We start from the raw sequence: 22531 nt of genomic DNA on the forward strand, positions 1-22531 counted from the left end.
GTAATCGTCCGTAAAACCCCCCCCACTGATTGAAGTCTCACTTTATAAAGGAGGAGGCTGTTTTTTTGCTATTTCACATCTAGAATGAACAGCTTCAGACGAAAAGAATAAAGGAAAGAAGGGAATGGAAGGATGAACTCTATTAAAAGAATCAGAGTATTAGTGGTTGCAATCGTTCTTATTGTTAGCGTGCTTTTATTTAATCACACGATAGAAGTTGAAGTGAAAGCAGAATCAATCGAAGCAGATATTTTTGTTGAGAAAGTACAAGGTCTTGATGAGGATTTCATTAAAGGTGTTGACGTTTCAAGTATTCTAGCATTAGAAGAAAGCAACGTAAAATTCTATAATGAAGCAGGAGCAGAACAGGATATATTTACTACTTTAGCAGATTCAGGTGTCAACTATGTACGTGTCCGTGTTTGGAATGATCCATATGATGCAAATGGGAATGGCTATGGCGGCGGAAATAATGATGTAGCGCAAGCGATTGAAATTGGAAAAAGAGCTACGGCAAATGGAATGAAACTATTAGTCGATTTTCATTATTCAGATTTCTGGGCTGATCCAGGTAAACAACAAACACCAAAAGATTGGGAAGGATATAACTTAGAAGAAAAGAAAACAGCTTTATATCAATACACTAAAGATAGTCTGCAAAAAATCATCGATGCAGGTATCGATATAGGTATGGTTCAAATTGGAAATGAATCTAATAATGCAATGGCCGGAGAAACGGGTTGGCCTGCCATGTCAGAGTTGTTTAACGAGGGTAGTAAGGCAGTAAGAGAGATTGATGAAAAGATATTAGTTGCTTTACATTTTACCAACCCGGAAACAGCAGGAAGATATAACACCATTGCTCAAGAGCTTGATACTAATCAAGTAGACTATGATATATTCGCAAGCTCTTATTATCCCTTCTGGCATGGGACATTAGAAAATTTAACATCTGTATTGAAAAATGTTGTTGACAATTATGATAAACAAGTAATGGTAGCAGAAACTTCTTATACGTATACAGAGGCTGATGGTGATGGGCATGGTAATACAGCGCCTCAAGGCTCAGGGCAGACCATCAATTATCCCGTATCCGTTCAAGGACAAGCAACAGCAATTCGAGATGTTTTTGAAGCGATTGCGAATGTTGGTGAGGCAGGGATTGGTGTCTTTTATTGGGAGCCGGCTTGGATACCAGTCGGAGATCCAGATAATATTGATTTAGAGCAAAACAAACAACTATGGGAGGAATATGGCTCTGGCTGGGCAACAAGCTATGCGTCAGAGTATGATCCAGAAGATGCTGGAGAATGGTTTGGTGGCAGTGCGGTAGATAATCAGGCACTATTTGACTTTCAAGGCAATCCATTAGCTTCTTTGAATATCTTTAAATATGTCGATACCGGTGCCGTTGCATCATTAAAAATTGATCAGATAAAAAATATTTCTCTTACGTTTACATTTGGTGAAGAAATAGTCTTTCCAGATACAGTAACAGCTACCTATAATGATGGAAGTGAACAACCAGTAGACGTCACATGGAATCAGGAACAATTGGATCAGGCAATTGAAAATGGCGAAGGTTCCTATATTATTGAGGGGGACAGTAAACGGTGGACATACGGTGCAGGCCGATTTGCTTATTCAACCAGAAAATTTTGTGATCAATAATAGCTTTGAAGAAAGTGATACAAGCATGTGGGAGATTACATTTCCAAATGGGGGGGTATCATCACATGCAGCGATAAAGGAAAATCGCTCGAATTCACGTACCGGTGATTATTCATTAGATTTTTGGTTCGACTCACCAGTGGACTTTGAAGTGAAACAAACCATTACCGGATTAGAACCAGGATTTTATAATTTATCGATGTTCATCCAGGGTGGAGATGCAGAAACGTCTGATATGCAGCTTTTTGCTAATACATCTGAGGAAATGCTGACCACAGACACTTATGTGGATGGATGGGTAAATTGGGTGGAAAGTGAACTAACTGACATCCTTGTTACAGACGGGACAATTACAATTGGTGCTACGATAAAAGCTAATGCAGGAGCATGGGGGTACCTTAGATGATTTCCACTTACAGAAAGTAGGAGATTATCAAGTTGAGCAACCTCAGAAACCAACTGACCCAGCTCCAGAACCTACACCAGAAGCACCGATCGATGGTTCTGATAACGATGAAGAAACTGATGAGACGGAGGAAGAACAATCTAATGAAAATGCAGATTCAACTGATTCTGAAAAGGATGAAGCCTCTGATAATGAAGTAGATCAGTCAACTCAGGAATCTGAAGATACAGAGGAATCTAATGAGACATCAGGCGAAAAACTTCCAGCTACTGCAACCAATCAGTTTAATTGGATCATGATTGGTATCGCGTTTATCTTAATTGGTTTGTTCAGTATTGTTTTAATTAAAAAGAGGAAAACAGAATAATAAAAAAATCCTTTAGTTGTATTTATGACTAAAGACTTTTTGTTTTTATCTTTAGATAATAGGGTAAAACTAACTAAAAAGGTGCTAAGGAGGTAAACGTCATGCATGACACATTTAAAAAAGGTCTGACACTTGGTATCGGATTAGCCGCGGCAAGCAAGGAGCAGGCAGAGAAGGTCATTAATGAGTTAATGAAAAAAGGTGAAATATCACAGGAAGAATCGGATAATCTTTTTCAGGAATGGAAACAAAAAGGTGAAGAAAGTCAAAAGCAAATGGATCTGAAGGTGAAAGAAAAGTTAAAGAAGTTACTAGTTGAATTAGATGTGGTAACAAAAGATGATTTAACTGCATTAGAGCAAAGGATTACCCAGTTAGAGAATCAGTTGAAAGACAAAGAATAAGTGGATCGTAATCTTTTGGACATAAAGGGGGGATTATTATCTTTCGAAAACAGATGAGGCATATTCAACGCTACCGGGAAATTGCTGTGGCCTTTTCAAGAAATGGTTTTGGTTATGTGGTGAAAGAGCTTGGGCTTGATCAATTGTTTCCATTACCGAGAAGGTTAATAGTAAAGCGGAAGCAGGAGGAATACTCGAAGTCAGTAGGAATAAGAATTCGCTCATTTCTGGAAGAATTGGGACCTGCCTTTATTAAAATCGGGCAAATGGCAAGTACACGTCCTGATTTGATCCCAGCTGACGTAATCAAGGAATTAGAACAATTACAGGATCAGATATCACCCGTTTCATGGGAAGAAATCAGGACTATTTTAGAGAGGGAACTAGCGGCGCCTTTAGAAGATATCTTTCAAGATTTTGATAAATCACCGATCGGAGTTGCATCTATTGGCCAGGTTCATAAGGCCACATTAAAATCTGGAGAAACGGTAGCAGTAAAAGTACAACGGCCGAGCATAGAAAAAACAATACATACAGACCTCGAAATACTCCATGAGTTAGCTGATAGGGCAGAAGATCGCTTGAAGTCAGCAGCAAAGTATCAAATCAAAGATATGATCACTGAATTTTCAAAGGCTATCAAAGAAGAATTAGATTTTATCAATGAAGGAAGAAATGCCGACTTGATGGCGAGACAGTTTTCGGACGATAAAGATTTGATCATTCCAAAGATCTATTGGCCTTACAGTACCAAGAAAGTTTTAACAATGGAATTTATTGAGGGTATAAAATTAAATGATTTAGAGGCTCTAGAAAAGAATGGTTATGCCACAGAACAATTGGCTGAAAAACTAGTCCAAGTTATCTTCTATCAAATATTTAAAGATGGCTTCTTTCATGCGGATCCCCCCCATAACGGCAATGTTTTAGCGCTAACGGGAAATAGAATTGCTTTGATGGACTTTGGGATGGCAGGACGCTTATCACCAGAAATGAAAACACATCTGGCTTCCTTAATCATGGCGATGGTGAAACAGGATTCCCATGATATGATACGAGCTATTAAAAAAATGGGGGGTTGTTCCAGATAAGGTAAATCTTCATGAACTTCGTGGAGATATGGATAAATTCATCATTAAATACTATGATACGCCATTAAGTGAAGTCAGCTTAGGTGAAGCTATTACAGATTTGTTTTCTATTGCTAATGATCATGAGATTGAAATCCCCTCTGATTTGACACTTGTAGGGAAGACATTATTGACGCTGGAGGGTGTTGTTGAACCCTTAGCACCTAAGCTAAGCATCATGGATGCTGCGGAACCGTTTGGAAAAGAATTAATCAAAGAAAGATACCATCCTAAAAAAATTGCGGAAGATCTTTTTGAACAATTCAATGATTATGGCGATGTGTTACATGATATGCCAGAGATCGTGCAGGAATTATCCACCATGGTCAGGAAACGCAAGATCCCTATTCAGATTTCCGTACCCGAAGCAGATTCTTTTTTCTCAAAATTAGACCGTGTCAGTAATCGGCTTTCGTTCAGTATTGTGTTGTTAGCGTTCAGTTTAATTATGGTGGGTCTTATTATTGGTTCTGCATTGGGAAGACAGTCCTCATTATTATGGGAATTACCAGCCATCGAAATTGGGTTTGTGATTGCAATGCTAATGTTTGCGTGGTTGATTTATTCGATTTTCAGATCTGGGCGTTTTTGAAAAAGTTATAAAATATCGTATGTGTGATAGGCGTAATTATATTAATTATTTGTTAATAGATGTTTTAATATAAATTAAACGGGAATAGATGGTATAAATACACCGACAGGGAGGAATTAGCTTGGGGGGGAAAAATCAAAACGTAAATGGCAGTCATAGCAAAAAAGAGCAATTAGAACAATTTACAGTAGATGATCGTAATAAAAAAATGACAACTAATCAAGGAGTAAAAGTGCATGAAGATGAATTTTCGCTAAAAGCTGGCGAACGGGGGGGACCGACTTTAATGGAGGATTTTCATTTCGCGAAAAATGACGCATTTTGACCATGAACGTATACCTGAAAGAATTGTTCATGCTCGAGGTTTTGCAGCACATGGTGAATTTCAGGTCTATCAATCTATGAAGGAATTTACTAAGGCAGATTTTCTTCAGGATCCATCAAAAACTACTCCTGTATTTGTCCGTTTCTCTACTGTAGCAGGAAGTAAGGGATCAGGGGGGGAATTAGCAAGAGATGCACGAGGCTTTTCAACTAAATTTTATACGGATGAAGGCAACTACGATTTGGTTGGTAACAATATACCGGTATTTTTTATTCAAGATGCCATCAAATTTCCTGATTTAGTTCATGCATTAAAACCAGAACCACATAATGAAATGCCTCAAGCAGCGTCAGCTCATGATACGTTTTGGGACTTTGTTGCCAATAACCAGGAAGCTGCTCATATGGTGATGTGGGCAATGTCGGATAGGGCAATTCCACGAAGTTTCAGGATGATGGAAGGATTTGGCGTACATACATTTCGTTTTGTGAATCACAAAGGTGAGTCCCATTTTGTTAAGTTCCATTGGAAGCCTGTCTTGGGAACTCACTCAGTTGTATGGGATGAGGCTCAAAAAATAAATGGTAAGGATCCGGATTTTCATCGTCGTGATCTATGGGAATCAATTCAAGATGGTGATTATCCAGAATATGAATTAGGTGTACAGATAATTGCTGAGGAAGATGAATTTAAATTTGACTTTGATGTGTTAGATCCAACCAAATTATGGCCGGAAGAAGACGTGCCAGTTAAAATTGTTGGTAAAATGACATTAAATCGAAATGTTGACAACGTATTTGCTGAAACGGAACAAGTAGCATTCCATCCAGGTCATGTTGTACCAGGAATTGACTTTACCAATGATCCATTATTACAGGGTCGTCTGTTCTCTTATACAGATACTCAATTAATTCGATTAGGTGGTCCAAATTTTCACGAGCTGCCAATTAATCGTCCTGTCTGTCCATTTCATAATAATCAAAGAGATGGTTATGGCAGACAGACAATTAACCAAGGACAGGTAAGCTACCATAATAATTCTCTTGCCCAGAATACGCCGGAAACAACACCTGAAGCTCAGGGTGGATATAAACATTATCAAGAGAAAATAGAAGGACAGAAGATAAGAGCACGAAGTGAAAGTTTTAAAGATCATTTTTCTCAGGCTACTCTATTTTGGAACAGTATGAGTGATGCTGAAAAAGAGCATATAATTGAAGCATTTAGTTTTGAATTGGGTAAGGTGCAGAGTAGATCTGTTCAGGAGCAAATAGTAAATATGTTTGCGAATGTAAGTACAGATTTAACAAAAGGTTTTGCAGAGGCGATAGGTATTGAACCACCTGCAATGAAAGACAATAGTGTAACAAAATCTTCTCCAGCACTCAGTCAGGAAAATACAGTTCATTCAGTTGCTACGAGGAAAGTAGCTGTAATTATTGGTGATGACTTTGATGACAGTAATGTTAGTTCTGTCCTTGAGCAATTAAATAATAAAGGGATTAAAACTGAAATACTCAGTAATAAGCTTGGGACCGTCAAAGGAAATAACGGACTAGCATACGAAGTAAATCATACCTTTTTAACCGCAGACTCGGTATTATTTGATGCGGTATATGTAGTAGGTGCAGCTGAAGATAAGTCATTTTACAAAAAAGCAGCCCTATTTGTCCATGAAGCTTATTCTCATTTTAAACCGATAGCTGCTACAGAAGCGGGAGAGAAATTATTGGAAGTAGATGAAATGAAAGATAGTCTTGGTGTAATTAGAGGTTCTGCTTCCACAGCTTTTGCCAGTCAATTTATAGAAGCTATTGCAGCTCATAGACACTGGGATCGTCAAGTTGAATAGACATAAAGAAAACAAAGATGATAGTTTACTATCATCTTTGTTTTCTTTATAACCTAATTTTTTAAGTGATGGATGACTTCTTTTTGATAGAATCCTAAGCTTTAGACTTAATTTTATTCAATAAACCTACTTTTCCAGAACCTTCACAAGTCGAACAAGCGATTTCTCCTTCACCTTTACAATTCTCACATTTGTGAATGCCATAGTCAATGCCTTCACCAGAACAAGCTGGACAACGCAATAAACCTTCTCCACTACAGCTTTTACATCTCATAGTAATTCCTCCTTCATTTTTTCAGAGCAATAAATAACTAGATAAGGCTATAGGTAAGACATGGTGTGGGCTGCTTATCTTCGCAAGCTCCTTTTGCACTAATATATTTAATTTCATTAATGCCAAAGTAAGACGTTGGAAAGAAAAAGATTAAAGGTTTGATATTCGTGTAACCGCTATTATGATTATACCATGTATTCTGAATACTGAATAGCTTATCATACACCCTCATAATATGAATGTGTTACTCATTAAATACCACGGTTATCAGGTTTTAATCCTTAAAAGCAATAACTTAATAATTTGTAATAAAAATGTAATATAATAGCAAAAAGCGCTCAAAATCTTGAACGCTTTTACCTGGAAACTAGAGAAATGAGTCATCCTCCATTATTTTTCGGTTAAATCTGTTACATCTACTTCGAATGTGTCCTCAGATTGTTTGGTATATCTCACAACTGCTTTTTTGGCTATCTGCTAAACATACGTTGGTAAATTAAAAAAGAGGAGACATAAAAAAATAAATAACTTGTGTATTTTGTATTACATTTGTATAATTTTAATTAAGTAATTTGTACTAAATATATTATTAAAATTATTTTGAAGGGTAGGACAACTATGACTTATTACTCAGAAAGTGTAGCACAATCAAAATTAGAGGCTTTTGAACAAATTCTCCCTATTATTCACTCGATGTTACCAGAGATGGGGATCGGTATGACGAATACTACGGAATGGCTTACATATTATCCAGGAACTAAAATTAATTTAGGTGTAAAAAAGGGAACAATTATTAATCCAGATGAACCATTAGCAGATTGTATTCAAGGTAATAAACTAATTAAGCAGGAAGTACCCGCAAAGTTTTTTGGAGTGTCCTTTACCGGATTAGCATATCCCATCATAGAGGAAGGTCAAGTAATTGGCGCACTTGCGATTCAAATTCAAGAACATAATGAGCGAGCATTGAAACGCATTTCAGATCAGATTTTTTCCTCTCTAACGCAGGCAAATCAACGAGTGGTTCAGATTTCTAATGGATCAGAAGATTTGTCAAACGTAAGTGAAATTCTTTTAGAGGAATCTACACGAGCTACCAAAGAAATGAAAAATACAGACGAAGTAATAAATTTTATTAAAAAGATAGCAAATCAAACAAATATATTGGGATTAAATGCTTCTATTGAGGCTGCGCGTGCTGGTGATAAAGGGCGAGGCTTCGATGTTGTAGCAAAGGAGATTCGTAAATTATCGAATGAAACGGTGCAATCCACCGATGAAATTAGCGAAATATTATTAGAAATGCAACAATCAATTAACAAAATACAAGGTCTGGTAGAAAAAATTGTCACTGTTGGACGGGAACAAGAAGCCTCGACGAAAGAAGTAGCTTCCTTTATAAATGAAATAGAAGAGATGAGCGATGAATTGAAGAGTTACGCAATGAATTTATAGAATAAGGTTTTGGAGGGGGGAATCTTTTAGGTAATAGGTTATCGCTAATTGATTTAATTTACGAACAAGTGAAAAATTAGATTGTGTACAGAATAAAATCATTCCCTAAAAAATAGGTGTAAAGTCCTATTGATAAGTGTATAATAAATATATCTATATAATGTTGCAACATAAAAAGGGGAGGAAAATAAATGGGCCAAACTCAATCAAAATTCTCAAGTGAGCAACTTTGGATGGAAAAAATTTTGCATATTTTTTGGGTTATGATAGCAATGGCTTTTGTTGGTCAACTTATTGGTTTGATCACGACTATTTATTATTTCCCAGACTATATTATGGAATTTATTATTCATAAATTATTAGTTCCTACATCGATTCAAGTTGTTATCATGCTCATCACTCATTACTTAATTAAGGTGAAGAAACTATACAGCACGAAATTATTAATGATCACAGGCACAGCAGAAGCTTTTGTAACCGCTCTTATGCATCCTAATGTACCTGGCTTGCAATTACTGTTTCTATTAGTGATGGCAGTTTTCTTAATCTTCTTTGATAAAAAGAAATTAAAATTCAGTTTATCTATCAATATAATTGCTTTAACGTCTTTATATTTATTTCCGGCTATTAGATCAACTGCTAGTGAATATGAGTATGTTGCCTATCTTTTTGTGCTATGGGCAGGGTATCGAATTTACTTAATGGTATTAGAAAGAGGGAAGGAAGTACTAAAGCATTTACAACAAGCGGCAGAGAATGAGAAAGAACTGATTGTAAAAAGTGCTATGATGGAAAGGTTATCAAAGATTGATGCGCTGACTAATCTGTATAATCATAAAACTTTTCATGAATATTTGGATTTCTTATATGAGCAAAACATCTCTTATGACATGCCGTTACAGCTTGCCTTGATCGATATCGATAATTTCAAATCGGTCAACGATCAATTCGGCCATAGCATTGGAGACATTATTTTAAAGCGTGTGGCCAATGCAATAGCAGAGCAGGTAACGGAAGAGGATATTGTAGCCCGTTACGGTGGGGAAGAATTTGCTATCTTATTAACAAATAAAGATATAGGTGAAGCCTATGAAATGATAGAAACCATTCGATTACATATTGCTGCTCAATATCATGAGGAGCTAAATGGAAATATTACCGTGAGTGTAGGGTTGAAAGATCTAGACGGTAGCATGACAAAAGAATCGTTTTTTGTAGAATCCGATAAATTACTCTATGCGGCCAAATATAGTGGGAAGAATCAGGTTGTGTGGAATGAGAGAAAAGGGATTATGTGGGAAAAAAGTTAAAATTTGTTTCCAGTTTTGTTTCTATTTCAATTCGGCCTGGTTCAATAGGTGTAGCAATTCCACCAACTAATTCTGTACTGGAAATCCTTTTGTAAGGAGTGGGTGGTTGTAGTATGGATTGTTCCAGAATGGATACAGGTATAGGATTGAGTGTTACTCTCATAAATTGAGAGATCGTTACTGCCTTCTGATAGGCATCATGTAAAGCTAATTCTAAAGCGCGTAAATAATACGTTTCTTTACGCGTTACCGAGAATGATATGTTAACGACTTGATTAGCCCCCATTTCGAATGGCTGTGTCTATCACTTCACCGATTAGATTTAAACTAGTGGTAACCGCTAACATGATGGTTACCTGGTAACCTTTAAATTGTTGGAGGCCGTTAACATAGTCATATTGTGGGAAGATCGAATAGTCAATCGTTTGAATGTTTTCTTGGACAACACCAATATTTTGAAGAGAATGTATCACTTCTTGCACAATCATTGCATTTTCCTGCTGTGCTATCTGCGCTTCCATATTTTGTGTGACAACGCCTATTTGAACTTCGGCAGTATCCGGCTCGACAAGAATCGTTCCCATTCCATATACTTTGATATTTCTTTCTAACAAAAGATTAGCTTGAGTGTGCATGCTCATTTCCACCCTTTCTTAAACATCCTTACATTTATAAAATGCTGCACTGAAGAAAAATATGCATCTTTCCTGTTTGTTAATAAGTTGTGAACATGGTGATTTTCTGCAATGTGTAAACAACTCTTTTTATAATTGGCATCGAATCAGCATATTTATCGTATTCAACTGTATATATACCATCTTCATTATTCCAAATACGATGAAAATAGGATTCGACGTCTTTAATTATTGCTGTATCACTTCGAGATGTAATATATAAATTACTTTCTAAATTATAATTATTTAAGTTGCGAGAAGTAAAATTGCTTGATCCTGCAACAATGCTACCAGATTCTTCCGTTTTAACAAAAAGTATTTTAGAATGATACTGTTCTTTGTTGGTCTCATACCATTTTACAGTTATATTCTCTTTGTTTTCCGCTACTAATTCGCTTGCAATCGGTATATTTGGTAAGCCTATTTTTTCATTACCAAACGCATTTTGATTCGGATCGAGAATCAAGTGAATTTTTACATTTCTGTCTGCTGCATTTTTTAACGCATCAACTACGTCACGATCTGCTAAATAAAACATACCTAACCAAATTTCGTCGTCCTTTTTTGTGTGAATAATTGATTCTATAGTAGCTTGTTGTATCTGTTGCTCAGTCACTAATTGAACCTTTGCACTATCTTCAGCTACCGCTTTGGATGAAAAATCAATAGCTTCCAAGTCTTGTAGATTTGGAAAAGCATCGAGATTACCCCCGGAAAATGATGCGACAGCCTTTTCTGATTCAATTATATCTTTAAGAATGTTACCTTTTACTTTAAATCCAATATTGGAATGATAACCACTAGCGTCATGAGGGTTGGCGGATAATATCAATCCATTATTTTCGCTAACTATTACTTTTCGATGATTAGCCTTGATATTTAATAATTTCAAGTAAGATCTTACCGTAACATCTGGCGTTTCTGAGCCGAATGGATTGGGGGGGACCCAGCCATTTCCTTCCTGACCAAACCATTGAAATACCATCCGCCATATACCTGAGTATAAAGGATTTGGATCTCTTAGTCGTTCTAAGTCTGTATATACCACTTCAATACCTGCGTCTTTTAGAGGCTTAATGTGCTGAGCCATATGGGAGGAATAAGTGGTGTTAATCGGGTCCGTAATGAATACTACTTTCAAATTTGGATATTTTTCTTTCTGTTGGACTAGCTTCTTACTAAGAGTCTCACTAATGTTAGGGAAATCTTGGCCTGAGCTTGAGGATTCATTCATCATAAAAAAATCAAGAATAAGAAAATGTTCAGCTTCTTCAATTGTTTGGTAAACTTCATTAAATATTTCCTGATCATATTTGTTGCTTCCGTCTTTTTGGTAAGTTAAATCATATAAAAATTCAATATCATTATGCCCTATTATATGGGATTCGCCACGGTAGGCAATATTATTAGGTAAAGGCTTCAGCTGATGATATGTAATAATAGATGCATAAATAAGGATGAATAAAATCACCCAAAATCGTTTCCTTTTAAACCATCTTTTCATGCTGCTATTCTCCTTATTAAAGATAAAAGTATCAATATAATATCTTAATACCCTATTTTAGAAATTTAATGTTTAATAGGCGGGATATTTATTAATAATTTATTATAAAGAGAAATATGAAGTTCCTTGGCAGCATTTAATGAGGCATAAAATATATCTGTAATCGAGTTGATTTGTCTTAGACGTAATTGCTCGTAAAGCCATTCTTCATCAAGCTGTAAGGCATGTAATACACTGAGATGAATTTTTCTCTCCACAATCAATGGATAGGAAATAGCAGAGGTCAAACCAGTTAAGTTTATATCTTCTCTCGTTAAAGTTCTTTTTTCATTTTTTTTCAAAACGCTTAAAGCTCCGGTTGCTTCGATTATCGCTATATCTACTTCTGATATGTCAAAAACTTCTTTGTCTCTTAACATCTGAAGAATATTATCTATCGAAAACCCAATTTCCTTTAAATTCTGATTTAACAACTTGCCATCGTGGATTACCACAGTTGGTTCAAAGGTAAGCAACCTGCCAATTTTCCGATGGGCTAATTTTAGATGTGAAACAAACTTTTGTAAAAATCCGATTGCAATAATTGCGACAACGGTCGGGAAATGATGGATGTCAGGATCGGCAATATCAGCTCCCACGACTGATGCTAAGGTTATAATGACTAGGAAATCAAACACAGGTAATTCTCCGATTGCTCTTTTTCCCATAAATAAGGTAATAAATAAAAGCAACGGCAGGATAGTCAAAAATTCTTCCTAAAACGATGAGAAGATCAGTTAATAAGGACAATTTACAACCTCCTCACAGAAAAATTATACGGTAGTTTTCATCTGAATGATTAAGGAATTACACTCCTTCTTGTATGAAACTAAGGTTGTAAAATTACTTTGATACAATTGTCCTCTTTTTCATTGAAAATAGTATAACCATGTGCTGCTTCTTCCAATGGCAGCTGATGTGTAATAATTTGAGTGGGATCAATTTCGTTATGCACTATTTGCTGATAGAGAGGTTCCATAAATGATCGTGCGTGTGCCTGGCCCATTTTTAATTGAACATTACGTGAGAAGAAGGCGCCAAAGGGAAAAGATTATAATTACCGCCATATACACCGGTAATCTGTACGGTACCACACTTCTTAACAGCCTTCGTAGCAATTTGAATGGGACCAAGCGTCCCACCTTGTAATTTTAATTTTTGTTCGATGTATTCCAAGGGAGACTTTTTGCCATCCATTCCAACACAATCAATCACAACATCTGCCCCCCCACCTTTTGTTATTTCTTTTAGATATTCACCAATGTCATCATGTTTGGTAAAATCATATGTTTCTGTTTTATTCATTTTTTTAGCATGCTCCAGTCGGTAATCGATATAGTCCACAGCGATTACCCGCTCAGCTCCGGCATTCCAGGCAAATTGTTGAGCCATTAATCCGATCGGACCACAGCCAAGGATAATGACTGTATCGCCCTTTTTTACTTCAGCATTTTTAACACTCCAATAGGCAGTAGGTAATACATCTGATAAAAAAGAAGAGAGGAATCGTCTAATTCACAGTCTTTGGGAATGAGATAAGGAGTGTAATTACCAAAAGGTACACGAAGATATTCTGCTTGTCCACCTGGATAATTACCAAATTTTTCAGAATAACCTAAATAACCGCCGGAATCATAATGAGGATTGGCATTATCACACTGACTTTCATGGTGATTATTGCAATAAGGACAGTGACCGCATGCCATAGTGAAGGGAATAACAACACGGTCGCCCTTCTTTAATTTCGTTACATTTGGTCCTACTTCTTCTACAATGCCCATTGGCTCATGCCCGATCATATATCCAATTGGTAAAGGGAAATTACCTTTATACAGGTGCAGGTCTGAGCCGCAAATAGCGGTAGAGGTGATCTTTACGATGATATCTTCTGAATCTTGAATCGTTGGAAAAGGAACTTTACTTACTGTAATTGAATTCTTACCTTGATATGTAACAGCCTTCATGCCATTCACTCCTAATGTTGTAATGTGATTATTCTTCCTTTAAATTGGTTTGTTATACAAAAAAACCTAACGCAATTGCGATAGGTTTTGATATTGTCCGTTATTATCTTTTACTGAATTCTACCATGGCGTCACTCATGAACTGGGCTAATCCCTTCCCAAATTGATCAATGTTTTTAGTGAAACGTTGATCTTGAACATACATCATACCTAATCCCTGAAAAGCCTGAAGCGAGTAGGTGGTAATGTGTTTATTCAAAAAATCATACCATTTTTTTATTTCAGCTTGTGCTTGATCTGAGCTTGGATCTAAATGACGTATTTCTGCTAAATCACGATAAATTTGGTTCATATCGTCCTGCATTTTTTCTGTGGAATTTGTAATGTTTTGAGTTGCTTCATCGACTTTTTTATCGCCCCCCCATTTTTCTCTGGCTTCCTGTTCGTATGGATTCTGACTAAAATCAAATCCGTTAAACTTAGCTTCATTACTCATATGGTAATCTCCTTTCTCGCTTTGAATTGTTTTTTCAATAGTTTCGAGCATGACATTCAGTTTCTTACGTTTATCTAATAGTAACCGTTGTTGTATTTCTAAGGCCTCTAATTGGTTATAATTAGAGCTGGACATGATTTCTTTAATTTTTTTTAACGGAAAGTCTAATGCTCGAAAAAACAAGATTTGTTGAAGGGTGGATACATCTTGATCGGTATAGATGCGATATCCTGATTCTGTTGCCTTTTTCGGTGACAAAAGACCAATTTTGTCATAATGATGTAAGGTGCGCGTGCTTACACCACTCAATTCTGCAACTTCTTTAATTTTCATTCGGTTCACCCTTTCCTTTATAGCTTAAAGTATAACGTAACGTCAGAGTCAAGAGCTTTTAACGAACTTTTTATAATATAAATACGTAATAATAGTAAATGTCTTATGAAGGAGATATCTTATGAATCAATATGAAAATAAAGCATATCAGGAAATGTTAGAGTGGGAACAGAAACTGTTGCAGAAAAAAAGTACGTTTCAGCAGCTTTCTAAAAAAGCTCAAAATAAAATAAATAGTTATATTCCTGAGAAAGCCCATCAGATTATGACGGAAGCAATAAAAAATATGGTGAAAACAACCTTGGTGGGATCTGATTTTATCACGAATAAAAATCAGGCAATCGGCTTAAACTTAGAAGAGAAAGAGCAATTGATACAACAAAAATTAGAAAGTTATCGTAAAACGGCAGCCATTGAAGGGGCAGGGACAGGTGCTGGAGGAATTTTTTTAGCTCTGGCAGATTTTCCGTTACTGTTATCGATTAAAATGAAATTCCTTTTTGAAGTGGCAAATATTTATGGTTTTTCTACTAAGGATTATGAAGAGAGATTATTTATATTACACGTTTTTCAGCTTGCTTTTTCTAACGATAATAAACGTCGAGAGGTCTTTTATTTTATTCAAAATTGGGAAGAAGAAAAAACGCGCCTAGCAGATGTAAACTGGCGGGAATTCCAACAAGAATATCGAGATTATATTGATTTAGTGAAAATGCTTCAAATGATCCCAGGTTTAGGAGCAATAGTTGGAGCATATGCCAATTACAATCTGTTAGACCAATTAGGAGAAACAGCAAAAAATGCCTATCGTCAAAGAATACTGAAGTGGGACGAGGAGACAGGCTCACCGTTCCATAAATTGGGACACTAAGCCTGACCTCGTGTCCCTTTTTTGTATTTCCACATGATGTAGCGGTAGCGGATCGTGCAGCCGATGCAGTAGCCGGCTAGTGCTAGTCCAGAGGCTAGAATGACCATGATACCAAATAAATAGGCGGCCCAGCTTATATGGATGCTGAAGAAAAGAATTGATAGACCAATGCAGACTGTGGCAATCCATTGGTTGAAAAGTTGTTGTGCTTTGTCTTCCTGTGGGTAATCTTTCATTGTTTTTTTCAAGAAACGCTTCCCGAATAATATAACTGGATTTGATTTAGTAGCTAAAGTTATCACACCGATGATTAGTGGCAAAATTAAGATATATGGGGACAGCAGTAAGCCTGATAATACCGTGAGTAATATAAAAATTTGATTCAGTTGAACTAGCGGTTTAGGTATGGACACTTAAATTCCTCCTTATTTTCAATAACCCCCCCATTATACATACTATTTTACTCGGAATAAAGATAAAAGCACTCAAAATTAAGAGTGCATATATAACTAAGAATATAAAGCTTGTTCTTTCTTCACATAGAAATAGTATATTACCAGGGCGAACAAAGAAAGAATGATACCCGATACATATGGCAAATAAATCGCTAAACCATACAATACTCCGCCAAGTAGAGGTCCGATAATTCGGCCAAGCGAATCAAAGGAAGCCAGTAATCCTGTCGTCTGTCCATAGCCTGATTTTGCTTTTTTTGTTAGCAAAGAGGAGACGCTGGGGCGAATCAAACCATTACCTACACCGAACACGGTGAGAAAAATCGCTGCGGTGAGAAAGCTATCCACAAATAAGATTAAAGTAAAACCAATCGCAGAAACAATGATGCCGATTTGAATCACATTTCCTTCGCTCCATTTTTTTGTCATTCTTCCGACAAGTCCACCTTGTACGAGGGCACCGGCCAATCCCATTATCATAAATATATAACCGAGTTCAACAGTTCCAAGCCCTGCCCTATCAAAAGCAAAATAAGCAAATGTAGCCTCAAGTCCTGCCAATGATAATGAAACAACCCATTGAAGAATAAATAAATTAGCAGTTGGTTCTTTAAGTGCTTGGACAATCGATGGACGTTTTTTAGATTCGACTACCTCGTTTTTATTAGGTAACGATTCTTTTAATGCAAATGTCACTAATAAAAAAGTGATCAGGGAGGATCCGCCTGCTAAATAGAAAGGAATCGTAAGGTTATTTTCTGAGAAAATCCCACCGATTGCCGGACCAAAAATAAATCCTAGTCCGACGGCTGCTCCAATGATACCCATTCCTTTTCCTCGATCTTCATCACTTGTTATGTCGGCCACATATGCCATAACGGTGGGCATATTAGCGGCAGATAAGAAACCACCGATAATCCGGGCGGCAAATAGCATCCATAGCTGTGATGCAAAAGCTAATAAGAAGAACGACAATGCCAATCCAGCGATACCAATCATTAATACTGGTTTGCGTCCGATGCGGTCAGAAATTCTGCCCCCACATTGGAGAGAAGATAAATTGCATCAGTGAATAGGTGGCCATTAATAAACCTAATGCTAATGGAGAAGCACCTAATTCCTCTGCATAAAATGGTAAGACCGGGATGATGATGCCGAAGCCGACCATTACTAAAAACATAACGGCAAATAAAATGCCTAAAACTTTTTTTGCTTCCAAGGATTTTCACTCCACCTGTGATAAATGAGTATTACATCATTTATTTGATTTTTCCTGTTGAATAAAAGATTTTAATTCATCAATAATTTGGTTAGACTTCTCTTCCGTAATTATCAGATCTACTCCATAATAATAACCACTCAGGTAATTTTTATCCTGCCAGACTATCGTACCATTTAGTTCGTGGGATGTTGCTAATTCAAAAGAGATTTGAATATCTATCTGATTTTTCTGGAATTGTAAGTCGAATTCTGTTTCAATTTTTAGCCCGCCAGGACTAAGGTCGTAAATATAGGCTTTGCTTGATTGCTTTTCACTGCTTTTTCATTTATTTTGACGATGTTTAATGTAGCTTCTAACGGTTGTTTAAACGAATAACGAAACCCTTCCTTACGTTTATATCTCAATTATACTTCCTCCATTATATCGAAAATAGCTAATAAATCATCGGAACTTTCTATAGTATGATCCGGCTGATGATTGGAAACAGGTTTTGTCCGTTGACGGTGGTTCATCCAGATTGCACTCCAACCCATCTGCTTTGCTCCAATTATATCATTTTCAAAGGAATCGCCAATATAAACCGTATGATCTTTATCCAATTCTAATGTGTTTTCCACATACTCAAACAATTTCTGGCTAGGTTTGGAATATCCAACCCTCGCTGAAACAAAAATATGTTCAGCTGGCACCCATTGGGTAATGCCTAACCGTTGAACCTTCATCATTTGATGATCGACTTCTCCGTTTGTCAGAATCGCCAATTGTTTATTGTTAGCGTAAAGACTATCCAATAGTTCCACAATAGCAGGAAATAACTGAATCTGTTGCTGTTCATGTAAATATGTTTCTTGGAAGGTGACAGCTTGTTGATATGTTAAAGAGATACCAAAGTCTTGACATGCTTTTGTAATTCGGTATGTCTGTAAATCAAGAGCGGTGATTTCCCCCCCATTCATATGTTTTTCAAAAACTTCATCACTATATTTTCTGCTTGCTAAATATAAAGCCTTTATTTCATCATTGTTGAATGAAGTGTTTAATTGCTGGTGAACAGCCTTATGAAAAGGCTGTAATTGGTCATATAATGTATCATCCACATCAAAAATGATCGTTTTTATAATTATCGCATCCTTTTAGTTACATCTACGTTAGCCATTTTACCATAATTTTTGCATTGTAACTGTGATGAAATTATAACTTCTGGATCCTAAAGCAGAGAACATGCTATTTAACGAAATTTTAAGATAATTTTGATTGAATTATGAGCGGAAACTTGTTATAATTTTCACAAAGTTAACAGGCTATGTGTAACTGGCGAGAGTGCGGAGAGAACCGCAAGGGAGCACATAGTATCGATAGCCGCTCGCCTGGGCAAAAGGTAAGGAGTTTATTCCTTACCTCTTTCTGTTTACTAAAAAGAATAGGAGTGTGGGTTCAATGAAACGAGTTTACAATTTTTCAGCAGGTCCATCTATGTTACCGTTAGAAGTTTTAGAAAAGGCACAAGCAGAATTACCAAATTATAAGGATTCTGGAATGTCCGTAATGGAACTAAGCCACCGTTCAGGTTTATTTACGGATATCATTACAGAGGCAGAAAACTTACTGCGCGATTTAATGAACATACCGGAGAATTATAAAGTGTTATTTGTACAGGGTGGAGCATCCCAACAGTTCGCAGCAGTACCGCTTAACTTAAAGAAAAGTGGTAAGGCGGATTACGTGAACACTGGATCTTGGTCTAAAAAGGCAATGAGCGAAGCTAAGAAATTTATGGAAGTAAATGAAATTGCCTCCTCAGCAGATGAGAACTTTACATATATTCCTAAAATAGAAGCTAGTATGCTTACTCCTGACGCTGATTATGTGCATATTACTACAAATAATACTATTGAAGGTACCGCCTTTCGTGACATTCCTGACACAGGAAATATACCATTAGTAGCGGACATGTCTTCTAATATTCTGTCAGAAGAAATGGATGTAACTAAATTTGGAGTAATTTATGCCGGCGCACAAAAAAATATTGGTCCAGCTGGGTTAACAGTTGTGATTGTGCGTGAAGATTTAATCGGTAATGCAACAGAGCATTGTCCAACGATGCTTGATTATCAAACCCATAGTGAAAGTGGTTCTCTATATAATACACCACCTACATATGGTGTATATATGGCAAAGTTAGTTTTCGAATGGGTGAAAGAATTAGGCGGTTTAAAAGGAATACAAGCTCGTAATGAGAAAAAAGCGGGCATACTATATGATTACATTGCACAATCTGATTTCTATGCATCACCAGTCAAAGAAGATAGCCGTTCTATTATGAATATCCCATTCATCATTCCGGGTCGTGATTTAGATGATGAATTTGTTAAGGAAGCACAAGCGGAAGGACTGGAAACGCTGAAAGGTCATCGTTCCGTAGGTGGTATGCGTGCAAGTATTTATAATCCAATGCCTGTTGAAGGGGTGGAAGCTTTAATTAGCTTTATGAAAAAGTTCGAACAGAAACATCAATAATTACAAAAAAGAAGTTGCCTGTTGCATAGGTAACTTCTTTTTCGTAGGGATAGAAGGAAGACTGGTTTAAAGACATAGAAAAAGCAAGCATATATTATTTTATATGCTTGCTTTGGATCATTTGTTCGAATATTCTCTTAGAGCTTCTGTTGTTAATTCAATTCCGCCACGTGCGGTTTGATTGACAGTTACTTTGACTGTAGCTGCTTCAATTGCCCACATAATATCATCAGCAATTTGTGCTGCGAGAGATTCACAAAAGGCACCGTGATCACGATAAGCCCACAAATAAAACTTTAGTGATTTTGATTCGATACATTTGTGACGAGGTGTGTAAGAAATTTCCACAGTTCCAAAATCAGGTTGTCCTGTTTTAGGACAGACAGCCGTAAACTCTTGAGCACGAAACGTTATATTTTGAACATTAGGGGCCTCAAAAGCCTCTTGTTTAAGTACTTCTCTACCTTGCTCGACATTTTCAGGACGAGGCATTGGTCCCGAACGTGGTAGATAATAATTTTCAGACATAATTAATTTCCTCCTAGTTTTGATGAAGCAGGATAGTCTCGAACTGCTTTGAAAACTTAGTATATCAAAAAACGAACCTTGGTGACAATATTCTTAGCTATAATTTGTCTATTTTTCCTTTGTCTATCACGTAATTTATATATCTAACCCAATGTTATCAATGGACAGCTAGAGAATCAGAAATCATACGTTATATAATTAAAGGCGACACCACCAAAGAGATTGCAAGAAAATTATCGATCACATCCTATACCATACAAGGTCATCTAAAATCAATATTGTCCAAAACAAACATAAAGACAAGAAGCAAACTAATCAGCTTAATTAATGGATGGGATGTAAAATCAATTTCTAAAAATCAATTTTAATAGGTGTCCTTTCTTTAACATGAATTTTATATTGTGTTCGATTGGTGAGGTCTACTAAGCTTAGATAGTGTCCGTGATTAGCACCTGTGTCAATACCGATTTTGTTTTCTTTTTCCCATAATTCTCCTATTCTAGCTCCGAGGCGATAAGTTGGGGGGGTGTGTCCAAAAATTATCGTTTTATTAAAGTGAGTGAAACAGCTATGGTGAAAAGTTTCTCGTATCGATATCATGTCACTCACATTTTGTTTTTCTAAGGAAATGCCTGGGCGCACACCGGCGTGTACAAATAGATAGCAATCGTTCTCGAACCAATAGTGAAGCTGAGAGAGAAACGAGTTCCATTCATGTAAATGAAGGTCGTCCTTCTTGTGATGATCGATTAATCGTTGTTCATGGTTTCCTATCAAAGCGATAGCACCAGATTCAACATGCTTATGTACAATTTGAAAGGTTTCGTGATTCTTCCCTCCGTTGCCACTATAGTCTCCAAGCATTATTAGTTGATCTTTGTATTGATTAAATTTGGAAGCCTTTAGCAAAATCTCAAAAGCATCTGCGTATCCATGAATGTCTGAAATAGCAAGCGTACGTTTCAAAGTCATAACCCCCTTGACATAAAGTGATATTTCCATCATGTGTATTTTTAAAAAATATGAGTGATGAAAAAGTTTACGAAATAGTGATCGTGTTTTTCTGTTTTTCTTCAAAAATAAGCGTGTTTCTAGTATGAAAACGCAACATAACAGAATTGTTTTTTTCGACTCTTTCAGTGCTTAATACGTTAATTTCATTCCCCACTAAGTTAATAATGTGTCGCCATTTTCTTCCTTCGTATATCGCGTGCTTTACAGTGCCAGAGATATAATTGAGTTCTTGGTCTGGATCCACTCTAGCAACCGAAGTTATTTCTATATCCTCTGCATCAATCACAATAATTGCAGAGTCATTCAGAATTGTGTCTCCAAACCCTCTGATGGTCTGTTCGCCAATGGAAATCTCATGCATTTTATTAGGAAAGCTATTTGTTACCTTCCCTTTAATTCGGTTATTGATTCCAAGTAAGCCTGCTACCCACAGTGAAGCTGGCCGTTGATGAACATTTTCAGGTGTATCAAATTGTTCGATTTTTCCTTCTCGCAAAATAAGGATGCGGTCAGCGAGTGCATACGCTTCTAGTGGATCATGTGTAACATGAAGCACTGTTGTACCTAATTGCCGTAATAAAAGGGATAATTGATTTCTCATTTCATGTCTTAATTGCATATCTAAATTAGATAAGGGTTCATCTAATAATAATAACTCAGGTTCTGTTGCCAACGCTCTGGCAATAGCCACTCGTTGTTGTTGTCCACCTGATAGTTGTGAGGGATAATGGGACTCTAGGCCCTTTAATTGAAGCAATTCAAACAGAAAAGATTTGGTTTTTTTTATTTTTTCTGAAGAAAATGAGCCTCTCTTCATTCCATAAAAGATATTTCCCTGCACCGTCAAATGTGGCCATAGAGCATAATCCTGAAAAACCATATTAATCGGTCTTTTTTCTGGAGTCATTAGAAATGAGGAAGAAGAGATTAATGTGTTATCTAAAATAATTTTCCCTTTAGACGGTTGTTGTAATCCGGCAATTAATTGTAAAAGGTTGATTTACCACAACCAGAAGGACCTAAAATACTGATGATTTCTCCAGATCCCATTTCAAACGAGACATCTTTTAATGCAAAAAAATTATGAAAGTTCTTTGATATGTGTTGAACGGTCAATGACATGGTTTT

At 36.5% G+C, this 22531-nt stretch carries 22 protein-coding genes, 5 pseudogenes and 1 riboswitch; of the genes and pseudogenes, 12 read left to right on the top strand and 15 right to left on the bottom strand.

The features are described from left to right. The first annotated feature begins 132 nt into the window (after positions 1-132). The 7 genes and pseudogenes from JCM21714_RS23350 to JCM21714_RS11375 all read left to right on the top strand — a co-directional run bounded on the left by JCM21714_RS23350 (position 133) and on the right by JCM21714_RS11375 (position 6747). A complete protein-coding gene (locus tag JCM21714_RS23350) occupies positions 133-1671 on the top strand; it encodes a glycosyl hydrolase 53 family protein (RefSeq protein ID WP_052000540.1) in 1539 nt (512 codons plus the stop codon). Continuing rightward, entirely contained in the window at positions 1625-2077 is a 453-nt protein-coding gene (locus JCM21714_RS24130) for a hypothetical protein (protein ID WP_148295016.1), read from the top strand. The genes JCM21714_RS23350 and JCM21714_RS24130 overlap by 47 nt, the downstream gene beginning before the upstream one ends. Beyond that, positions 2049-2444, top strand: coding sequence for an LPXTG cell wall anchor domain-containing protein (locus JCM21714_RS24135; RefSeq protein WP_052000544.1), 396 nt, complete (start codon positions 2049-2051; stop codon positions 2442-2444). Before JCM21714_RS24130 ends, JCM21714_RS24135 begins: the two co-directional genes overlap by 29 nt. A 101-nt stretch (positions 2445-2545) precedes the next feature. Continuing rightward, positions 2546-2848, top strand: coding sequence for a phasin family protein (locus JCM21714_RS11365; protein WP_035724427.1), 303 nt, complete (start codon positions 2546-2548; stop codon positions 2846-2848). A 53-nt stretch (positions 2849-2901) separates the two neighbouring features. Next, a complete protein-coding gene (locus JCM21714_RS24140; protein ID WP_369403556.1) occupies positions 2902-3939 on the top strand; it encodes an ABC1 kinase family protein in 1038 nt (345 codons plus the stop codon). Between the two features lie 28 nt (positions 3940-3967). Then, positions 3968-4570, top strand: coding sequence for an AarF/ABC1/UbiB kinase family protein (locus tag JCM21714_RS24145; RefSeq protein ID WP_369403557.1), 603 nt, complete (start codon positions 3968-3970; stop codon positions 4568-4570). A 121-nt stretch (positions 4571-4691) separates the two neighbouring features. Continuing rightward, positions 4692-6747, top strand: a pseudogene (locus tag JCM21714_RS11375) (catalase). Positions 6748-6841: 94 nt separating this feature from the next. Here the strand turns inward: JCM21714_RS11375 and JCM21714_RS11380 are convergent. Then, positions 6842-7021 carry a DnaJ-like cysteine-rich domain-containing protein gene (locus JCM21714_RS11380; protein ID WP_035724429.1) on the bottom strand — a complete coding sequence of 60 codons (180 nt, stop codon included), beginning with the start codon at positions 7019-7021 and terminating at the stop codon, positions 6842-6844. A gap of 618 nt (positions 7022-7639) precedes the next feature. Here JCM21714_RS11380 and JCM21714_RS23065 point away from each other — a divergent pair. Both JCM21714_RS23065 and JCM21714_RS11390 read left to right on the top strand, forming a co-directional pair. Continuing rightward, the gene (locus JCM21714_RS23065) at positions 7640-8476 is read left to right on the top strand and encodes a methyl-accepting chemotaxis protein (protein WP_052000546.1); all 837 of its coding nucleotides are present in this window, start codon (positions 7640-7642) and stop codon (positions 8474-8476) included. Between the two features lie 191 nt (positions 8477-8667). Continuing rightward, the gene (locus tag JCM21714_RS11390; RefSeq protein WP_035724431.1) at positions 8668-9786 is read left to right on the top strand and encodes a GGDEF domain-containing protein; all 1119 of its coding nucleotides are present in this window, start codon (positions 8668-8670) and stop codon (positions 9784-9786) included. Here JCM21714_RS11390 and JCM21714_RS23070 read toward each other — a convergent pair. From JCM21714_RS23070 to JCM21714_RS11415, 6 genes and pseudogenes are all read right to left on the bottom strand, one after another. After that, positions 9767-10072 (bottom strand): SIMPL domain-containing protein, encoded by a 306-nt coding sequence (locus JCM21714_RS23070; protein WP_052000548.1) that lies wholly within the window; start codon positions 10070-10072, stop codon positions 9767-9769. The genes JCM21714_RS11390 and JCM21714_RS23070 overlap by 20 nt on opposite strands. After that, positions 10062-10421 (bottom strand): SIMPL domain-containing protein, encoded by a 360-nt coding sequence (locus JCM21714_RS23075; RefSeq protein ID WP_052000549.1) that lies wholly within the window; start codon positions 10419-10421, stop codon positions 10062-10064. The genes JCM21714_RS23070 and JCM21714_RS23075 overlap by 11 nt, the downstream gene beginning before the upstream one ends. Positions 10422-10500: 79 nt before the next feature. Continuing rightward, a complete protein-coding gene (locus JCM21714_RS11400; RefSeq protein WP_035724433.1) occupies positions 10501-11964 on the bottom strand; it encodes a phospholipase D family protein in 1464 nt (487 codons plus the stop codon). Between the two features lie 65 nt (positions 11965-12029). After that, a pseudogene (locus JCM21714_RS11405) lies at positions 12030-12753 on the bottom strand (DUF421 domain-containing protein). Between the two features lie 79 nt (positions 12754-12832). Beyond that, positions 12833-13967, bottom strand: a pseudogene (locus JCM21714_RS11410) (zinc-dependent alcohol dehydrogenase). Positions 13968-14070: 103 nt separating this feature from the next. Then, positions 14071-14796: a MerR family transcriptional regulator gene (locus JCM21714_RS11415; protein WP_035724435.1), complete on the bottom strand. Its 726-nt coding sequence runs from the start codon at positions 14794-14796 to the stop codon at positions 14071-14073. A 121-nt stretch (positions 14797-14917) separates the two neighbouring features. On the opposite strand from JCM21714_RS11415, the gene JCM21714_RS11420 reads away from it, so the two are divergent. After that, the gene (locus JCM21714_RS11420) at positions 14918-15667 is read left to right on the top strand and encodes an EcsC family protein (protein ID WP_052000551.1); all 750 of its coding nucleotides are present in this window, start codon (positions 14918-14920) and stop codon (positions 15665-15667) included. On the opposite strand, the gene JCM21714_RS11425 is transcribed toward JCM21714_RS11420, so the two are convergent. The 5 genes and pseudogenes from JCM21714_RS11425 to JCM21714_RS11435 all read right to left on the bottom strand — a co-directional run bounded on the left by JCM21714_RS11425 (position 15664) and on the right by JCM21714_RS11435 (position 18468). Then, positions 15664-16080: a DUF4395 domain-containing protein gene (locus tag JCM21714_RS11425; RefSeq protein WP_035724437.1), complete on the bottom strand. Its 417-nt coding sequence runs from the start codon at positions 16078-16080 to the stop codon at positions 15664-15666. The two genes, JCM21714_RS11420 and JCM21714_RS11425, sit on opposite strands and share 4 nt — an antisense overlap. Before the next feature lie 96 nt (positions 16081-16176). Further along, positions 16177-17341: pseudogene (locus JCM21714_RS11430) on the bottom strand (MFS transporter). 36 nt (positions 17342-17377) lie between these two features. Further along, positions 17378-17632 (bottom strand): PilZ domain-containing protein, encoded by a 255-nt coding sequence (locus tag JCM21714_RS24150; protein ID WP_084040731.1) that lies wholly within the window; start codon positions 17630-17632, stop codon positions 17378-17380. Then, on the bottom strand, positions 17605-17748 hold the full coding sequence (locus JCM21714_RS20170; RefSeq protein ID WP_158413505.1) for a hypothetical protein: 144 nt from the start codon (positions 17746-17748) through the stop codon (positions 17605-17607). Before JCM21714_RS20170 ends, JCM21714_RS24150 begins: the two co-directional genes overlap by 28 nt. Then, positions 17749-18468, bottom strand: coding sequence for an HAD family hydrolase (locus JCM21714_RS11435; RefSeq protein WP_369403561.1), 720 nt, complete (start codon positions 18466-18468; stop codon positions 17749-17751). It lies immediately after the preceding gene. Between the two features lie 173 nt (positions 18469-18641). Further along, a riboswitch (ZMP/ZTP riboswitch) is annotated at positions 18642-18724 on the top strand. A 57-nt stretch (positions 18725-18781) separates the two neighbouring features. Between JCM21714_RS11435 and serC the strand changes: the two genes are divergently transcribed. After that, on the top strand, positions 18782-19861 hold the full coding sequence (gene serC, locus JCM21714_RS11440) for a 3-phosphoserine/phosphohydroxythreonine transaminase (RefSeq protein ID WP_035724442.1): 1080 nt from the start codon (positions 18782-18784) through the stop codon (positions 19859-19861). Positions 19862-19978: 117 nt separating this feature from the next. Here the strand turns inward: serC and queF are convergent, their stop codons facing one another. Next, on the bottom strand, positions 19979-20389 hold the full coding sequence (gene queF / locus JCM21714_RS11445) for a preQ(1) synthase (protein WP_035724445.1): 411 nt from the start codon (positions 20387-20389) through the stop codon (positions 19979-19981). A 137-nt stretch (positions 20390-20526) separates the two neighbouring features. Between queF and JCM21714_RS24155 the strand changes: the two genes are divergently transcribed. Continuing rightward, positions 20527-20757, top strand: coding sequence for a helix-turn-helix transcriptional regulator (locus JCM21714_RS24155; RefSeq protein ID WP_084040721.1), 231 nt, complete (start codon positions 20527-20529; stop codon positions 20755-20757). Here JCM21714_RS24155 and JCM21714_RS11450 read toward each other — a convergent pair. Together JCM21714_RS11450 and JCM21714_RS11455 are read right to left on the bottom strand one after the other, a co-directional pair. Next, on the bottom strand, positions 20741-21355 hold the full coding sequence (locus tag JCM21714_RS11450) for a metallophosphoesterase (RefSeq protein ID WP_052000553.1): 615 nt from the start codon (positions 21353-21355) through the stop codon (positions 20741-20743). The genes JCM21714_RS24155 and JCM21714_RS11450 overlap by 17 nt on opposite strands. A gap of 73 nt (positions 21356-21428) precedes the next feature. Continuing rightward, positions 21429-22525 (bottom strand): annotated as a pseudogene (locus tag JCM21714_RS11455) (ABC transporter ATP-binding protein). Positions 22526-22531: the final 6 nt, after the last annotated feature.

Origin of the sequence: Gracilibacillus boraciitolerans JCM 21714, assembly GCF_000521485.1 — a bacterium.
GTDB classification, from domain to species: domain Bacteria; phylum Bacillota; class Bacilli; order Bacillales; family Amphibacillaceae; genus Gracilibacillus; species Gracilibacillus boraciitolerans.

Coding starts and splice junctions, on each gene's coding strand:
- JCM21714_RS23350 (WP_052000540.1), top strand. CDS start 133: ATGAACTCTATTAAAAGAATCAGAGTATTAGTGGTTGCAATCGTTCTT.
- JCM21714_RS24135 (WP_052000544.1), top strand. CDS start 2,049: ATGCAGGAGCATGGGGGTACCTTAGATGATTTCCACTTACAGAAAGTA.
- JCM21714_RS11365 (WP_035724427.1), top strand. CDS start 2,546: ATGCATGACACATTTAAAAAAGGTCTGACACTTGGTATCGGATTAGCC.
- JCM21714_RS24140 (WP_369403556.1), top strand. CDS start 2,902: ATGAGGCATATTCAACGCTACCGGGAAATTGCTGTGGCCTTTTCAAGA.
- JCM21714_RS24145 (WP_369403557.1), top strand. CDS start 3,968: ATGGATAAATTCATCATTAAATACTATGATACGCCATTAAGTGAAGTC.
- JCM21714_RS11380 (WP_035724429.1), bottom strand. CDS start 7,021: ATGAGATGTAAAAGCTGTAGTGGAGAAGGTTTATTGCGTTGTCCAGCT.
- JCM21714_RS23065 (WP_052000546.1), top strand. CDS start 7,640: ATGACTTATTACTCAGAAAGTGTAGCACAATCAAAATTAGAGGCTTTT.
- JCM21714_RS11390 (WP_035724431.1), top strand. CDS start 8,668: ATGGGCCAAACTCAATCAAAATTCTCAAGTGAGCAACTTTGGATGGAA.
- JCM21714_RS23070 (WP_052000548.1), bottom strand. CDS start 10,072: ATGGGGGCTAATCAAGTCGTTAACATATCATTCTCGGTAACGCGTAAA.
- JCM21714_RS23075 (WP_052000549.1), bottom strand. CDS start 10,421: ATGCACACTCAAGCTAATCTTTTGTTAGAAAGAAATATCAAAGTATAT.
- JCM21714_RS11400 (WP_035724433.1), bottom strand. CDS start 11,964: ATGAAAAGATGGTTTAAAAGGAAACGATTTTGGGTGATTTTATTCATC.
- JCM21714_RS11415 (WP_035724435.1), bottom strand. CDS start 14,796: ATGAAAATTAAAGAAGTTGCAGAATTGAGTGGTGTAAGCACGCGCACC.
- JCM21714_RS11420 (WP_052000551.1), top strand. CDS start 14,918: ATGAATCAATATGAAAATAAAGCATATCAGGAAATGTTAGAGTGGGAA.
- serC (WP_035724442.1), top strand. CDS start 18,782: ATGAAACGAGTTTACAATTTTTCAGCAGGTCCATCTATGTTACCGTTA.
- queF (WP_035724445.1), bottom strand. CDS start 20,389: ATGTCTGAAAATTATTATCTACCACGTTCGGGACCAATGCCTCGTCCT.